The organism is Acinetobacter sp. NyZ410 (assembly GCF_022828975.1).
Classification (GTDB): Bacteria; Pseudomonadota; Gammaproteobacteria; order Pseudomonadales; family Moraxellaceae; genus Acinetobacter; species Acinetobacter guillouiae.
In genome coordinates, this window is the sequence record NZ_CP094620.1 from 4,419,821 (window position 1) to 4,434,857 (window position 15,037).

15 protein-coding genes are annotated in these 15,037 nt (G+C 38.6%); 7 read left to right on the forward strand and 8 right to left on the reverse strand.

Going from position 1 to position 15,037, the window contains the following annotated elements:
• Positions 1-29 precede the first annotated feature (29 nt).
• The gene (locus tag MTO68_RS20945) at positions 30-2,435 is read right to left on the reverse strand and encodes a hypothetical protein (protein WP_244014208.1); all 2,406 of its coding nucleotides are present in this window, start codon (positions 2,433-2,435) and stop codon (positions 30-32) included.
• 233 nt (positions 2,436-2,668) lie between these two features.
• On the opposite strand from MTO68_RS20945, the gene MTO68_RS20950 reads away from it, so the two are divergent.
• Positions 2,669-4,492: an acyl-CoA dehydrogenase C-terminal domain-containing protein gene (locus tag MTO68_RS20950; protein WP_004725609.1), complete on the forward strand. Its 1,824-nt coding sequence runs from the start codon at positions 2,669-2,671 to the stop codon at positions 4,490-4,492.
• A gap of 126 nt (positions 4,493-4,618) precedes the next feature.
• Here the strand turns inward: MTO68_RS20950 and MTO68_RS20955 are convergent, their stop codons facing one another.
• Complete coding sequence (locus MTO68_RS20955) at positions 4,619-5,539, reverse strand: alpha/beta hydrolase (RefSeq protein ID WP_244014210.1); 921 nt, start codon at positions 5,537-5,539, stop codon at positions 4,619-4,621.
• Between the two features lie 106 nt (positions 5,540-5,645).
• Here MTO68_RS20955 and MTO68_RS20960 point away from each other — a divergent pair, with 106 nt between their 5' ends.
• Positions 5,646-6,536, forward strand: a complete 891-nt coding sequence (locus MTO68_RS20960) for a LysR family transcriptional regulator (protein WP_004816817.1) — start codon at positions 5,646-5,648, stop codon at positions 6,534-6,536.
• A 74-nt stretch (positions 6,537-6,610) separates the two neighbouring features.
• On the opposite strand, the gene MTO68_RS20965 is transcribed toward MTO68_RS20960, so the two are convergent.
• Both MTO68_RS20965 and hemW read right to left on the reverse strand, forming a co-directional pair.
• The gene (locus MTO68_RS20965) at positions 6,611-7,096 is read right to left on the reverse strand and encodes a hypothetical protein (RefSeq protein WP_244014212.1); all 486 of its coding nucleotides are present in this window, start codon (positions 7,094-7,096) and stop codon (positions 6,611-6,613) included.
• A 76-nt stretch (positions 7,097-7,172) separates the two neighbouring features.
• Positions 7,173-8,327 carry a radical SAM family heme chaperone HemW gene (gene hemW / locus MTO68_RS20970; protein ID WP_275424467.1) on the reverse strand — a complete coding sequence of 385 codons (1,155 nt, stop codon included), beginning with the start codon at positions 8,325-8,327 and terminating at the stop codon, positions 7,173-7,175.
• 118 nt (positions 8,328-8,445) lie between these two features.
• Between hemW and MTO68_RS20975 the strand changes: the two genes are divergently transcribed.
• Both MTO68_RS20975 and MTO68_RS20980 read left to right on the forward strand, forming a co-directional pair.
• The gene (locus tag MTO68_RS20975; RefSeq protein ID WP_004725603.1) at positions 8,446-8,907 is read left to right on the forward strand and encodes a DMT family transporter; all 462 of its coding nucleotides are present in this window, start codon (positions 8,446-8,448) and stop codon (positions 8,905-8,907) included.
• A gap of 40 nt (positions 8,908-8,947) precedes the next feature.
• Complete coding sequence (locus MTO68_RS20980) at positions 8,948-10,303, forward strand: MATE family efflux transporter (RefSeq protein WP_096735236.1); 1,356 nt, start codon at positions 8,948-8,950, stop codon at positions 10,301-10,303.
• An 83-nt stretch (positions 10,304-10,386) separates the two neighbouring features.
• Here MTO68_RS20980 and MTO68_RS20985 read toward each other — a convergent pair whose 3' ends face one another.
• Positions 10,387-10,602 (reverse strand): DUF1737 domain-containing protein, encoded by a 216-nt coding sequence (locus MTO68_RS20985; protein ID WP_034616427.1) that lies wholly within the window; start codon positions 10,600-10,602, stop codon positions 10,387-10,389.
• Positions 10,603-10,801: 199 nt separating this feature from the next.
• Here MTO68_RS20985 and MTO68_RS20990 point away from each other — a divergent pair, with 199 nt between their 5' ends.
• Both MTO68_RS20990 and MTO68_RS20995 read left to right on the forward strand, forming a co-directional pair.
• Positions 10,802-12,100 (forward strand): AarF/ABC1/UbiB kinase family protein, encoded by a 1,299-nt coding sequence (locus MTO68_RS20990; protein WP_244014214.1) that lies wholly within the window; start codon positions 10,802-10,804, stop codon positions 12,098-12,100.
• Positions 12,101-12,392: 292 nt separating this feature from the next.
• The gene (locus tag MTO68_RS20995; protein WP_004816804.1) at positions 12,393-12,641 is read left to right on the forward strand and encodes a type B 50S ribosomal protein L31; all 249 of its coding nucleotides are present in this window, start codon (positions 12,393-12,395) and stop codon (positions 12,639-12,641) included.
• A 70-nt stretch (positions 12,642-12,711) separates the two neighbouring features.
• Here MTO68_RS20995 and crcB read toward each other — a convergent pair whose 3' ends face one another.
• Complete coding sequence (gene crcB / locus MTO68_RS21000) at positions 12,712-13,092, reverse strand: fluoride efflux transporter CrcB (RefSeq protein ID WP_034616430.1); 381 nt, start codon at positions 13,090-13,092, stop codon at positions 12,712-12,714.
• Between the two features lie 125 nt (positions 13,093-13,217).
• The gene (locus tag MTO68_RS21005; protein ID WP_244014216.1) at positions 13,218-14,066 is read right to left on the reverse strand and encodes a DUF2071 domain-containing protein; all 849 of its coding nucleotides are present in this window, start codon (positions 14,064-14,066) and stop codon (positions 13,218-13,220) included.
• A gap of 145 nt (positions 14,067-14,211) precedes the next feature.
• Here MTO68_RS21005 and MTO68_RS21010 point away from each other — a divergent pair, with 145 nt between their 5' ends.
• Positions 14,212-14,544, forward strand: coding sequence for a HopJ type III effector protein (locus tag MTO68_RS21010; protein WP_244014218.1), 333 nt, complete (start codon positions 14,212-14,214; stop codon positions 14,542-14,544).
• A gap of 47 nt (positions 14,545-14,591) precedes the next feature.
• Here the strand turns inward: MTO68_RS21010 and MTO68_RS21015 are convergent, their stop codons facing one another.
• Positions 14,592-15,002 carry a GFA family protein gene (locus MTO68_RS21015; protein WP_004725587.1) on the reverse strand — a complete coding sequence of 137 codons (411 nt, stop codon included), beginning with the start codon at positions 15,000-15,002 and terminating at the stop codon, positions 14,592-14,594.
• Positions 15,003-15,037 lie beyond the last annotated feature (35 nt).

The window sequence follows — 15,037 nt, forward strand, 5'->3', positions numbered from 1 at the left end:
GAGGTTCTTTTTAGCAAAACCAAGACCAATTACTTTAACTTGGCATCACTCAAGATCTGATAGGTTTGCTTAAATAAATCATAATCAATAAATTCAGTCGCGTCTTGATCCAAGCCTGCTACAACCTGATCGTTAAATTTATTGCGTTTAAATGCAGTATAAGACTTGGCTAAAATCTTCGCTGTTTTGATAAAATCAGCGCGTTGCCTTTTTTCAATCTCATTTTCTGCTTCAAACTTCTGCATATAATATTGCGCAAAAACGGCTTCAGTGGTTTTGTATTTCTTGACTAAATTCTGAATTTCTAAAACACTTTGCTTATCTTTCCAGACTTTAGCCACGATCTCATCAACAGCATTTCCAAGTCCATCATCATATTGGTGGTCATCTTCCAAATGATGCTTTTTCTGTAAAGCTTGGACCTGTTTTAAAGCCTGACCTTTCGGATTGTAAATCTCTTCATCAGAATAAGAATAAGCGTAGACTGCCGCAATTTCCTGTAAATCTTGAGCAGAATATTGTTTGATTAGCTCAGGTTTTTCTGCAGTCAGTTTGGCAATAAATACGGCTTTATAGGTTCTTTCATAAGAACCCGTTTGTGCATACACTTGTTCAGCCAACTGTGCTAAACGCTCGTCTAAAGTTAAATATTTTTGTTCTGAACGACTACCTGTATCACCTGAAACACCCGCAATACCGCCCACAGCTTGCTCCATAATGCTGCCTTTAAAGATGTCTTTAAATGGCTTAGCTTGCTGTAAAACACTCTGATCGATCTTGCTGGCATTTCCATAATTAAGGAATTGCATATCCATCTTAACATTCAGCTTACGATTTAATTTATCAAAATCCACACCCAAATCATAATCTGCTTTTACCGCCCGGCCTTTGTTATCTAAAGACAGATCAACGATTAAAGGATTACGTTTATTTTTAGGCGGCAAACTGGCTTCAACTTCAGTATGATGTTGATTCCACAATTGTTTAAATTGTTGAGCATCAACCAACTGGTCTTTCGCATAGCCTGTAAAGGTTTTGACAAGCGCTGCATTACTTTGCTGCTGTAAAGCTTTACTGGCTGAAGATGCATCATCCTTTGCTTCAGCACTTAAAACATCAATTTCATAATGATACTGACAATATTCCACATCACCAAAACGTGGATGAGCTTTTGCTTTTGTTAAGTCTTCACATTGTTGTTCAGTTAAAATTTTCTGACGCTCTGCTGATGCGTCTTCAGACTCAGCTTCAACATTGTCATCTTCCTGCTCAGCAGCATCGGAAGCTTGGCTAGTGGCATAGTCTTCATCATCTTCAACTGCTTTTTTAGCCGCGTCTTGTGCATCTGCATAAACAGCGTCCACCTCTTCTTCAGACGCTTCATGAGATTGACGATTGACTGCACTATAAAGTTGATACATGGCGCTAGCGGCATCAGCCACTCCCGCATCATCAGTATTGATCCCCGCTGAGGCTTCTTCTACTGCTTTCATTGCAGCTTGTGCCGCTTCGTTAGCAGCATCACTTGATTGATTTTCTCCAGTAGTATCTAAGAGTTTTGCAATATTTGTAGGACTCAATCCAAGCACTGAATTCATGAAATATTCACGATTCACTGTAGAATACAATTGCCCTTGCAAAAACATTTCTTCAATACTGGTATTTAAGCGGATTTTTTCAACCACACCCGCTTGCTTCTCAGCTGAACTCACCGCAAGACTTTCAATTTGATTCGGAGAAGCGATCAAATAAGAGGTTGCGCCTGATTGTTTAAGGAACTCAACCAAGGCTTTTCCATTTACTTTGGCAATATCATCTTTGTATTTAGAAAAATCATAATAGGCATATTTATCCTGATCTTGTGAATTGGCCAAATAAGGCATTAAAGAAAAAATATGGGTATAGAATTTATAATTATTCAGATCCAACACTGTAGGAACACGCATTTCCACAGAGAGGTTGGGTTTTTTATACTGTGTCTCTAAGTTAAATGATGCCATTTTCTGACGATAATTTACCGTTCCATCATAACGAATCTGCAAATCATTCACGATATTTTGTACAACATCTGCGCCCATACCAGCAAAGCGACTAAAATACTTTGAGTCCTGTTTAGCAATTGCTTGATAAAGGTCTTTTTTTTGCGCATCGGTTAACTTGATTTTTTGATCTTTCAGGTATTGATTGACCTTTTTTTCAATTGTAGGATCTAATTGTTTTGTATCAGCTGTGTTGGCTTTCTGAACGCTATCAAGTCGAACCTTGACTTGTCCACGGTAATCAAAATTTGGATATTCATATAAGGCATTAAAGCCTTGAATTGCACGTTGCGGAGCGTCTTGATCTGCATTTAAAGCATTGCTTTTAATCACATGTGTAGAACATGCTGATAAACTCAAACCCAATAGACACAATGTTAATTTTTTTAAATGCATGATAGATCTACCCACTTGAATATTATAATGACAATAAAAATAACAATGAAACAATAAAAAACAAAGTGTACAAGACTATCAAAAAATCAACAAATTCACATGTGCTTTTTCTACCAAATTAGCATTTCTGACAATTTTTTTAGAGAGTCTTATCAATGTAATTCCCATATGATTATGAATAATGAAGCTATAGATTGAAAATCCAAAACTATTTTTAAATTAGGATTAAACACATGCCAGCATATAAAGCGCCGCTCCGTGACATACGTTTTTTAATGAATGAAGTTTTTGACTATTCTGCACATTATAAAACACTATCAATTGGCGAAAATGCCGATGCTGATACTGTCGATATGATTTTAGAAGGTGCTGCAGATTTTTGTGAAAATGTACTTTCTCCACTGAATCAATCTGGTGACGAAGAAGGTTGTCATTTTAAAGATGGTGAAGTTACGACACCAAAAGGCTTTAAAGAAGCTTATAACCAATTTATTCAAGGTGGCTGGCAAGGTCTGTCTTATCCTGAAGAGTTTGGTGGTCAAGGTTTGCCGATGTCATTAAACCTGATCAAATCTGAAATGATGGGGACTGCAAACTGGTCATTCACCATGTATCCAGGTTTGAGCATGGGATGTATGAATACCATCCTGCAATTTGGTACAGACGAACAAAAAAACACCTATATGCCACACCTGACTGCGGGTACATGGTCAGGAACAATGTGTCTGACTGAACCACAATGTGGTACAGACTTAGGTCAAGTAAAAACTAAGGCTGAACCTAATGCTGATGGTACTTATGCGATTACAGGGACAAAAATCTTCATCTCTGCCGGTGAACATGATTTAACTGAAAACATTATCCATATCGTTCTTGCGCGTCTTCCAGATGCACCCGCAGGTACCAAAGGTATTTCATTGTTTATTGTGCCTAAATTCATCCCTACAGCTGAAGGTACAGTGGGTGAACGTAATCCTGTGACTTGTGGTTCTATTGAACACAAAATGGGGATTCGTGCATCTGCAACTGCGGTATTGAACTTTGATGGCGCAACAGGTTATTTGATTGGTGAAGTGAATAAAGGCTTACATGCAATGTTCACCTTCATGAACACAGCGCGTATTGGTACTGCTGTACAAGGCCTTGCTCACGCGGAATTATCATTCCAAGGTGCTTTACCATACGCAAAAGACCGTATGTCTATGCGTGCTCTATCTGGTAAAAAAGATCCAGATAAAGTGGCTGATGCAATCATTCACCATGCCGATGTACGTCGTATGCTTTTGACTCAAAAAGCATTTGCAGAAGGCGGTCGTGCCATGATTTATCATGCAGCTCAGCTTGCAGATAAAATGACTGATGCAATGTTACAAGGTGATCAAGCAAAATTTGAAGAATATGATGATAAGCTTGGTTTCTATACCCCGATTCTCAAAGGTTTCTTGACAGAAATGGGGCTTGAATCTGCGAATTTGGGTATGCAAGTGTTTGGTGGTCATGGCTATATCAAAGAGCATGGCATGGAACAAATTGCACGTGATGCGCGTATCGCGACTTTGTACGAAGGTACAACAGGTATTCAAGCACTGGATTTAATTGGTCGTAAAGTGCTGCTTTCATCTAAAGGTAAAGTGGTTCGTGAATATACCGCTGAAATCTTGAAATTCTGTGGTCAACATGCACGTAACAAATATATGCGTCGTTTTGCCTGGGATTTAACCAAGATCTGTGCGCAATGGAATGCTTTGACTGTTCGTATCATGCTTGCAGCTCGCAAAGACCGTGAAATCGTATCGTCTGCTTCTGTCGATTTCTTAATGTTCTCTGGTTATGCAATGATGGCTTACTACTGGGCGCAACAAGCAGCAGTCGCTTCTGAGAAATTAGCGTCTGGTAACGGTGCTGAAGTTCCTGAGTTCTATAAAGCAAAAATCAAACTTGCAGATTTCTACTTTGAACAATTATTACCACGTTCACAAGGTCATGCAGAGTCTATGGTGAATCCATCTCGTACCATGATGGCACTTGATGCAGAACACTTTAGTTTTGATTACTAAAATTTAAAATTTCTGAAAAAACAAAGAGCGCTACGGCGCTCTTTGTTTTTAAGATATAACAGTGCAAGCTGCACTACAGTGATATTCATTCACTTGTAGCAGAAGCCTATCCTTGAAAGCCTGAACTTAAAGATATGTTTGATAAAAGGGGATCAGTTTTGCTAATGCTTGGGCAACAGGCTCAGATTTGTCATATAAATCATAATGTGACCACCCTTCTACAATCAGCAGTTGCTTGTTTTCAGAACGTGCTCGCCCATAGATTTCCAGACTGTCACGGTATGATCCAAAGCCACCGACTTTATCTCCTGCGATGATAAGCAATGGCTGTGTCAGTAATACTTCAGCTAGATGAAATGCATCCCATCCAATTGAAACAGCTGAATGAGAAAATAATGCTTTAGATTCACCGTTAGGATGTTGACCACGTTCTGTTTTGTAATACTCAGTTGCTTCGAGTACATCAATATCATTGATACCTGCGGCTTGTGCTTCTGACACCGTATTCGGTAATAAACCATCGACTCGTCGTACTTCGCCCCGCGCTTCAGCTGTGCGTTGTTTTGCAATAAGCTCTAACTTTTCCAATGGATTCCATTGACTAAACCCTTCACGTGATAGACGTCCAAAATTCACCGCATCTACCGTACCCACGGCCTTAATCCGTTTTTCGGTCATTGCTGCATTTAATGCATAACCACCACCACCACAAATCCCTAACACACCAATTCTATTTTCATCGACATAATTAAGTGTGACCAAATAATCAGCCACTAAACGAAAATCCTCGACGCGTAAAGTTGGATTTTCAATAGAACGAGGTTCACCCCCACTTTCTCCTTGAAAACTGGCATCAAAGGCAATCACGACAAAGCCAGCTTTTGCTAATGCTTTAGCATAGACATTTCCTGATGTTTGCTCTTTACAACTCCCAATCGGATGAGCGCTGATAATGCTTGGATATTTTTCAGTTTGATTAAAATTTTCAGGGAAATATAGATTTGCAGCAATTTCCCAATACGGTGCTTTGATTTTTACATTTGTCATTTTGAATCCAATTGATTTTTGTTGCGATAGATACATCTTAACAAAGCAACATTCACAGAATTAGCTGCTATAATCTGATTGCTATCATTAGTGATACTTATAAATAATGAAAACAAATTTAAATGATCTCTGTACATTTACCGCAGTGATTCAAAATAAAAATTTTACCAAAACTGCAGCTCAGCTTGGTGTGACACAATCTGCTATCAGCCAAAGTATTTGTCATTTAGAAGAGCAAATTGGACTCAAACTGTTTAATCGCACAACACGTAGTCTGACAGTTACTGATGCAGGTCAACGATTATTTGAGCTGGTGGGTAAAAATATAGAAGATATTACACTTGGTTTAGAACTATTAAGCTCTATGCATGATAAACCTGTAGGAAAGGTAAAAATCTCAGCAGATGATTATGTCATCAAATATCATCTGTGGAAAAAACTCAAAAATATCGTATTTGATTATCCAGATATTCAAATTGAGCTGATTTCAGAAAATAGACGTATTGATATCGCCAAGGAAGGTTATGATGCAGGAGTACGACTGGGTAATTTAGTCGAGAAAGACATGGTCGCGATTCCGATTAGCGAGCCTATCAAAATGTGCTTGGTTGCATCACCTGACTATATCGCCAAACATACAATGCCTCTATCGATCCATGATTTAAAAAAACATGCTTGTCTTCATGTACGAATACTGACAGATCATTCGCTTTTGTCTTGGACCTTTACTGAAAATGGACAGAACATTGCATTTAAAGGTGAAGGGCAATTGATCTTTACCAGCATTGAGCAAATTCTAGAAGCAAGCTTATGTGGTTATGGTATTGCGTACATTCCTCAAGATCTGGCAGGTCCTCAGATCAATCAGGGGCATTTAATTGAAATCATGCCTGAATACTCAATTACCCACCCAGCATTTTATTTATTTTATACCAGTAGAAAACTGGTTTCCCCCGCGTTTTCAATAATCAAGGATGCTCTAAAGCAAACATTATAAGGTTTAAACAATCATTTAAATAAACCCGTTACGATGTTGAACGAACAGGCAGGATCATATCCTACCCTATCTCTCTATTGAGTTTTAGATGTGGGTTGAGTAATGGTTTTAAGCAACTTAAATCGATTTTTTTCGAGCACATAAAAACGTGTAGTCACTTTATCCACTGTATAGTTTTGATCCATATGCTCTTCTTGTGTGACTAAGAGACGGCTGTTTGGACGTGTTGCAATCACATCTTCAGTCCGTTCCTCACCACCAAAGCCATCCGCTAAAAGCTGACCCGTACGTTTATTGATAAAAGAATAGACTCTACATCCCCCACCACAACCCCACATGGTGGTGACATATTCACCGGCAAAATCTGGTTTTTGTGTTAATGCATCTCTCAGTCGAGTACGAAACATATTGGCGCTTGGGTCTGAAAGATCAAGTTTCGCAGTCTTGCCTGTATACACAGCTTTCACAGGATAGTCGCTAAATTGGGGTACAACGTTTTTTGCATATGCCAGTGAAATGCTTGCCACAGCAAATAACATACTGATTAGAAACTTATTCATTGTGATGACCTTAACTTTTAATAGATTATTGTTTTAAGTCAGATCATAACAAAAGCTAAATTGTTGTGCTGTAGATTTATAGAAACTCTTCCAGCACAGAATTTAAAAATACATGACCTTGCGCTGTACATGCCAACTGTGTGTCATCATTTAACATCAATTTACGCTGTTTTAATGAACCAATCACCTGATCTAAATCAGACAAATTCAATCCTGTACGTTCAGGATACATTTGCGCATGAACACCCTCATTTAAACGTAAAGCATTCATCATAAATTCAAAAGGCATGTCTTGTTTTTCAATACGTTTAAATTGCAAATGTTCAGCCGGCACTTTGGCTAAGTAGTCTTTAGGCAAACGGGTTTTTTGAAAACGGTATACGCCATCAGCTTGGGTGATTTTGCCATGTGCCCCTGCCCCAATCGCTAAATAATCGCCAAATTGCCAATAATTTAAATTATGTGATGACGGTTTTTCTTTCCGCCATGCAGACACTTCATAATTGATAAAGCCATTGGCCTTTAAATATTGCTCACCCTGTTCTTGGATGATTTCCAGAACATCATCTACAGGCAAAATAGGCTGAGTGCGGAAAAAAACCGTATTCGGTTCAATGGTCAATTGATACCATGAAATATGGGTTGCCCCATTTTCGACTGCAAGTTTTAAGTCATATAAGGCTTGTTCTAAAGTCTGTTCTGGCAAACCATGCATCAAATCTACGTTGACGCGTTGAAAACCCGCTTGTTTGGCATGTTGAATGGCGGAAACAGCATCATCATTGGAATGGATACGCCCCAGCTTTGTTAAATGATCAGGATTAAAACTTTGCACCCCAAGCGATAAACGATTAATTCCAACATCTAAATAATCTGCAAATGGATCATGTTCAACCGTCCCTGGATTGGCTTCCAAAGTAATTTCACAATCCTGCTCAAACGGGACTAAAGCTTTTAGCTGGGTAAAAAGCCACTGATAACCTTGTGCAGAGATCAATGACGGGGTTCCACCACCAATAAACACACTATGAATTTTACGTCCCTGAGCAAAATCCACTTGGGTTTTAAAGTCTTCAACCAATGCCAGTAAATATTCTTGCTCTAAATCTAAAGACAGCTTCCCATCGGGTACAGCATGTGAGTTAAAGTCACAATACGGACACTTACGGACACACCACGGCATATGGATATAAAGCGACAAAGGTATATTTTGAGGTGTTAAATCAGTCAAAGAAAGCTCAGAACAAGTTTAGAGAATGATTATTTTAACATGACTTCTACCATCCGATTAGAACAAGTCATCAATTTGCTTTAGACTGAACATTAACAATAAAAGTAGATGAAGAAGAATGCTGAAATTATCGAGTCAATTATTGTTCCTTTTACCACTCACCATGGGTATTGGCATTGCCATGACCTTTCAAACCGCGATTAACACTCAATTGCGTGAATATCTGCATTCTCCATTACAAGCTGCCCTTTTATCCTTTTTAGTTGGTACACTATTGCTCGCTATTTTGGTGATTGTACAAGCTGAACAAAGACCAACCCTTTCAAGTTTAGCAGTGATACCTTGGTATCTTTGGCTAGGTGGCTGCTTAGGTGTTTATGCAATCAGTATGAGCATTTATACTGCACCAAAACTGGGTTTTTTAACCCTGTCAGGCTTAATTATTTTTGGACAAATTGCAATGTCGATGATCGTTGACCAATTTGGACTACTGGGTACAGATAAAACGCCAGTAAACTGGCAACGTCTTTTAGGTGGCGTGGTGATTTTTATAGGTGTGCTTCTCACTCTACAACGCTAACCAATCTATTTTCTAAGCACATTTAAAACGAGTATTTCCTGTGTCTGCATCGATAAAAGCCACAACTACCCGCTTTGAATTAAAGCAACTCTTTAACTTAATGCTCCCAATTTTAATCACTCAGTTTGCTGCCGCAGGCTTTGGATTGATTGATACCATTATGGCTGGGCATATGTCTCCCGAAGATCTTGCCGCAATTGCTGTTGGTGTAGGTTTATGGATTCCAGTCATGCTGCTGTTTAGTGGCATCATGATCGCAACCACACCTTTAGTGGCAGAAGCCAATGGTGCGCGTACCCCAGAAAACATCCCTTCGATTGTTCGCCAGTCTTTATGGGTTGCCTTATTGCTGGGTATTATTGGCATGCTTGTTTTACAGATCATTCCTTTATTGTTGCCTTTGGTTGGTGTGCCTGAATCTTTATTGCCTAAAGCCAGTTTATTTTTACATGCAATTGCTTTTGGTATGCCTGCTTTTACCATGTATTCAACATTACGCGGCTATTCAGAAGCTTTAGGCTACCCTCGCCCTGTCACAGTGATTAGCCTTGTTGCGCTTGTGGTACAAATTCCGCTGAATTTTATTTTTATGTATGGGATTGGGCCGATTCCACACTTGGGAAGTGCTGGCTGTGGTTTTGCAACAGCTTTGTTGCAGTGGATCATGTTCATCACGATTAGCATTTATATTTTAAAAGCCAAACGCTACCAAGCTACACAACCCTTAAATATGTTTGAGAAAATAGACCGCGTACTGATTAAACGTATCCTCAAACTGGGATTACCGATTGGTTTGGCGATTTTCTTTGAGGTCAGTATTTTTAGTACAGGTGCAATTGTACTCAGTCCGCTTGGTGAAGTTACTGTTGCAGCACATCAAATTGCCTTATCTATCACATCGCAATTGTTTATGATTCCGATGTCATTGGCTTTAGCACTGACCATTCGTACAGGGACTTATTATGGCGAAAAGAATTGGTATGCGATGCGAAAAGTCCAGAAAGTTGGATTAATGACCAGTACCTTATTTGCCTGTATCACCATGTTACTGCTGTTGATTTTACGCCCTCAAATTGTGTCTGTTTATACCAGTGACTATGATGTTTCCCAAGCAGCGATATATTTAATTTTATTTGCGATTGGCTACCAACTTATGGATGCATGGCAAGTCAGTGCTGCGGGTTGTTTACGTGGAATGCAAGATACCAAAGGCCCAATGTGGATTACCATGCTGGCCTACTGGATCATCGCTTTCCCTGTTGGGATTTATTTGGCTCGCTATACCGATATGGGCGCCGCTGGGGTATGGACAGGACTGATCATTGGACTGACCATCGCCTGTGTTTTATTATTAACGCGCCTGTATATGAACAATAAAAGGTTGAGTCAGGCTTAAATTAAAAACGCTTATATTGAATGCGTTTATCTAAAAATAATGCTGTTTAAATACAGCATTATTTTTTATAAGTGTACTTTATTTTACTCAGATTGAAGCTGATAGGCTTGCTGAAACTTTTCAGACATCTCAGATTCATTGCCAACCTCTTTTACGATGGCTTGCCCCACAATGACATCAGTTCCATTAAACGTCATCGTTGGAGAACCATATAACTCATAGCCGTCATTTAAAGCTTTACTGACCCGTGCACAGAAATTCACATCATCCTTACCAGTTAAATAACGATAAACTTTCATGATCCAACAACGATTAAAATATTGAAGAATATTTTAATCCAAAACTACTGAGAAGAAACCTAAAGCATGCTGGGTATTTCAAGATTAAAAATAGCCAAGTAGAAACAAACGCTTAACAAATTAGAGTAGGCAGTTTAACAATAGTCGCCTATGATCAAAATGAATTAAACGTCTAATCCCAATTAAAGGATGGTTACGAATGTCGAGAAGTACCAGTACCCCAGGTCGCCGCTTTATGAAACTTGCGAGTATGACTGCAAGTATCGCGACGAAAACGGTATCAAATTCAATTCGTAACTTTAATGCGGATGAAGAACAAAAAAATGAGGCCCGCAGTAAGCTGTTCCAAGATATTGGTGTTCAAATTGCAGATACCTTAGGAGAAATGAAAGGTGCTGTGATGAAAGTTGGTCAAATCGCCTCGCAATATAAAGATATCTTTCCACCTGAAGTCGCGCGGGCAATTGCTAAATTACAACGTCAAGCACCTGCAATGCCATTTGCTGAAATTAAACAACAAGTAGAACGCGAGCTAGGCAAACCAATTGATCAAACCTTTCTGCATTTTGATGAACAACCCTTCGCAGCAGCATCTATTGGTCAAGTCCACAAAGCCATGTTAAAAAATGGCACTGAAGTTGTGGTCAAAGTACAATATCCTGGGGTAGATGAAGCATGTGAAAGTGACTTAAAACAGGTTCGTTTGGCATTACGCTTAATGGGTGTTTTAAAAGTAGATAAAAAATTACAAGATCGCTTATTTAAAGAAATTCAAGACAGCTTACATGAAGAACTCAATTACGAAATTGAGGCACAAAACTTACAAGTTTTTAGAACATTCCATCAAGCTTTGGACACAAAAATTATTATTCCCAAAGTGTTTACAGACTATTCGAGTCGTCGCATCTTAACCCTAAGCCTTGAAAAAGGTGAAAGTATTGAGACTGCAAGTACTTGGGATTTATCTGTGCGCAATGAAATTGGTCGACGCTTAATCTTGGCATTGGGTCAACAGATTTTCTTCTTAAAACGTTTCCATTGTGACCCCCATCCTGGCAACTTTGCTTTCCGTGAAGATGGCAGTGTGATCATTTACGATTTTGGCGGTGTAAAAACCTTATCCAATGAAATCATTACTCATTTTAAAGCCTTGGTCAGAGCTGCACGAAAACAAGATATTGTGACGATTGAAGAGCATTTAACCGTTTTAGATGCACTGGCTGAAAAAGGTAAATTTCCAGTAGAGTTATATGAGGCATGGCTTGAAATTTTATTACGACCATTGACTACACATTATGATTTTGCTGAAAATTCAGCACATCATGATGGCATCAAACTGGTTAAAAAATCGTTAAAATATTGGGATGTATTTAAACCATCGCCAGATACTTTAATGGTAAATCGTACGATTTCAGGACAATACTGGAATCTGATTCAACTTAAAGTCCATGATAATTTAAAAGATCTCTTTGAAGAGCTGGTGCCTTTACAAGACTAAGTTTTCTTGATGTTTTTTATTGAAGTCGATTGCATCCAGTTCATTTAAAAGTAACATGATCAATGCATTCATTTTAAAAATTTCGTTATACGCTTCATCTAATTTTAAGGATAGAGCTTTACATTAAACTTATATTTGAAGTCTAAGCCAGATCCTCCTGCTTAGGCTTCTTTTTTATCTCACTTTTTTCAAATCCACTAGACAACACAAATACCCATCAAATGAAGTACTTTACAAATTAAATGTAATATTATAACATTACATAATGTTTAAATAATTAGAGGTTAAAACCATGCGCCAAGGTATCCACCCAGAATATCGTCAAGTGTTATTTCATGACACCAATGCCAATGCATACTTTGTTATTGGTAGCACGATCAAGACAACAAATACCAAAGAATATGAAGGCACACAATATCCTTATGTCACCCTCGATATATCTAGTGCTTCACATCCTTTCTATACAGGTGAAATTCGTCAGGCAAGCAATGAGGGTCGTATTGCCAACTTCAATAAACGCTTTGCCCGTTTTAAACGTTAATTGAACTATATGTTGTGTCTAAGCCTAAGCTTCCCTCAGCTTAGGCTTTTTCATTTTTGAATATTGCACATTATTTTGTGGATAAAAGCATTTGAAAAATATAAAAGCCTATCGCTAAACAGATCACACCAACAATCACACTAGAAACGGTATAAGCCAAAGCGATTGGAAACTGTCCCTGCCGAATCAGCTGGAATGTTTCCAGACCAAAACTGGAAAAAGTTGTAAAACCACCGAGGATTCCAACCATTAAAAATAATCGAGTTTCATTCTGTAAAATAGGATAGCGTTGGGTAAAAGCGAAAAAAATCCCAGCCAAGAAACAGCCCAAGATATTGATCGACCATGTTGTCCAAGGGAATAGGCTATGTGGTTTAGAAATAATAAATCCTGCACCATAACGTAAGCTTGCACCAATTGCCCCACCGCATGCGACCAATAGCCAATTCATGTTTAGATATCCTTAAAACTTTTTAAAAAACGCATTTACCCACCATCCGATTTTTTACAGCTCAGCTTGTTTATAAGCAACTTGTGTATAAGTGGATAGTTATCCACAGATTAACATGGAGAAGCTTAACGATCTAATTTAAGTGGCAACTCATTTCTGACATAAAAGTCCAAAGTTGGCACAACAAAGGCAAATACATCTTGTTCACGAACACCCCATTGTTTTAGCAAGGGGCAAGCAATATTAAGCACTTGCGCAGGCAGAACCTGACTAAAATCAAAAGGCATTTCAATATCCCCTTGTGATAGTTTTTCAGGTTGATCGACCCATTCTACCCATGCATGGTCTTGTTCAGCCAGATATTGAATGGTCTCATCCCATGAAGAGAATAAATTTTGCCACGCCTCAGGCAAGCGCGGATCTGTATTGATTTGAACCGTGCTGGATAATTGATAAACAGGATCAAGTTCGAGTTCTGTTTGAATCAGCTGTTCAGAGACTTGATGAACAAATTTCTTTGCATATTGTGCTGGCATCGCATCACTTGCCAAACGCCCACTCAAAACATAAAGCTGCTGGTCAATCACAACTTGCTCGAAAATCACCGTTTTATCCTGTTGTGTAGGGGCAATATAAAAACGCCAATTGCTTTGTTTCGGTGATGGCATCAATTTGCGTAATGGACCTAAAAAAGAAAAACCAAAATGTTCATGCTGATATGTCAGTATGGTAAAAATCGTTTTCCCTTGCTTTTCCCATAACTGAATAGGCTGTGGATAGCGTGAACGAACTTGATCTATATTCACCAACCATGACAAATACACAATATTCTTGACCTGACTTTGTAGCTGTAGAAAAGGAATAAAACCCATCAAGATACGGCGTAGTTTTAATAATAATGGGCGTTCAGCAAAAAGACCGATCAGGCTCAAAATAAAGTTTGAATCTTTATTTTTAATATTATGACGATTCATACCGACCTATTTTTATGGATTTCGATGCTGTTATTTTAGCAAATATGGTTAAAGAATGGCCCATCTCAAAATATTAAATAGCATTACTGAATTATTTAACCATAGGCTATGATATTGGCACGATTTAACACGGAATTTTCACATCATGGCTCAAGATTTATTGAAACAACTTCAAGCAGGCAATGCAAAATTTGCAGATGTCATCAGTCATATCGAAGCTCGTTATACCCACACACCGACTGCATTCCAAAATGGTCAACAGCATAATGCTGCCACAGAGAACCAAGGCAGTGCCAAAGTTTTTTCTTTTGCACAATTAAATGATTTAGATCAACAACAAACACTGAATCTATTTGCAGAGCATTATGCTGCTGTTTTGGCAACGCCTGATGCAACAGACCATCAAAACATTCGCCAGTTTATGCAAAATGGCTGGAATGGCATCAAATTTGAAGGCAATGCTTTAACTGCAAAATAACAACAACACAATCAAGTCAGGGATCTATTCGATCCCTTTCTACACGATTATGGACGCTCATCATATTGAGGTAAACCGTCACAAATCGTATCCCACTCTGCTTTATAAGCAGTAAAAATATGCATTGTTGGCTTCTGTTCTAAAGCTGTATCTAAAGTTCCAATTCTTAAACGATAGGTATCTGGTGTTTCTGCTTTAATGCTGATGATCGGTGAGCCACATTCTTGGCAGAAACAACGTGTTGTTGTTGCTGTCGATGCAAATTTTTTCAGTAATTCCTCACCTTTGGTGATTTTAAAATCTGCTTTTTGAATTGGCGCATTGGTCGCAAATGCTGTGCCATTGGCTTTACGACAACGTTGGCAATGACACTCGATCACCTCTCCAATTTCACCATGAATCTCATAGTGAATACCGTCACACAAACAACTTCCTGTATATATTTTTTCAGCAGACATTGAGAAAATCTCCCTATTTCAAAGGCTATTGGCAA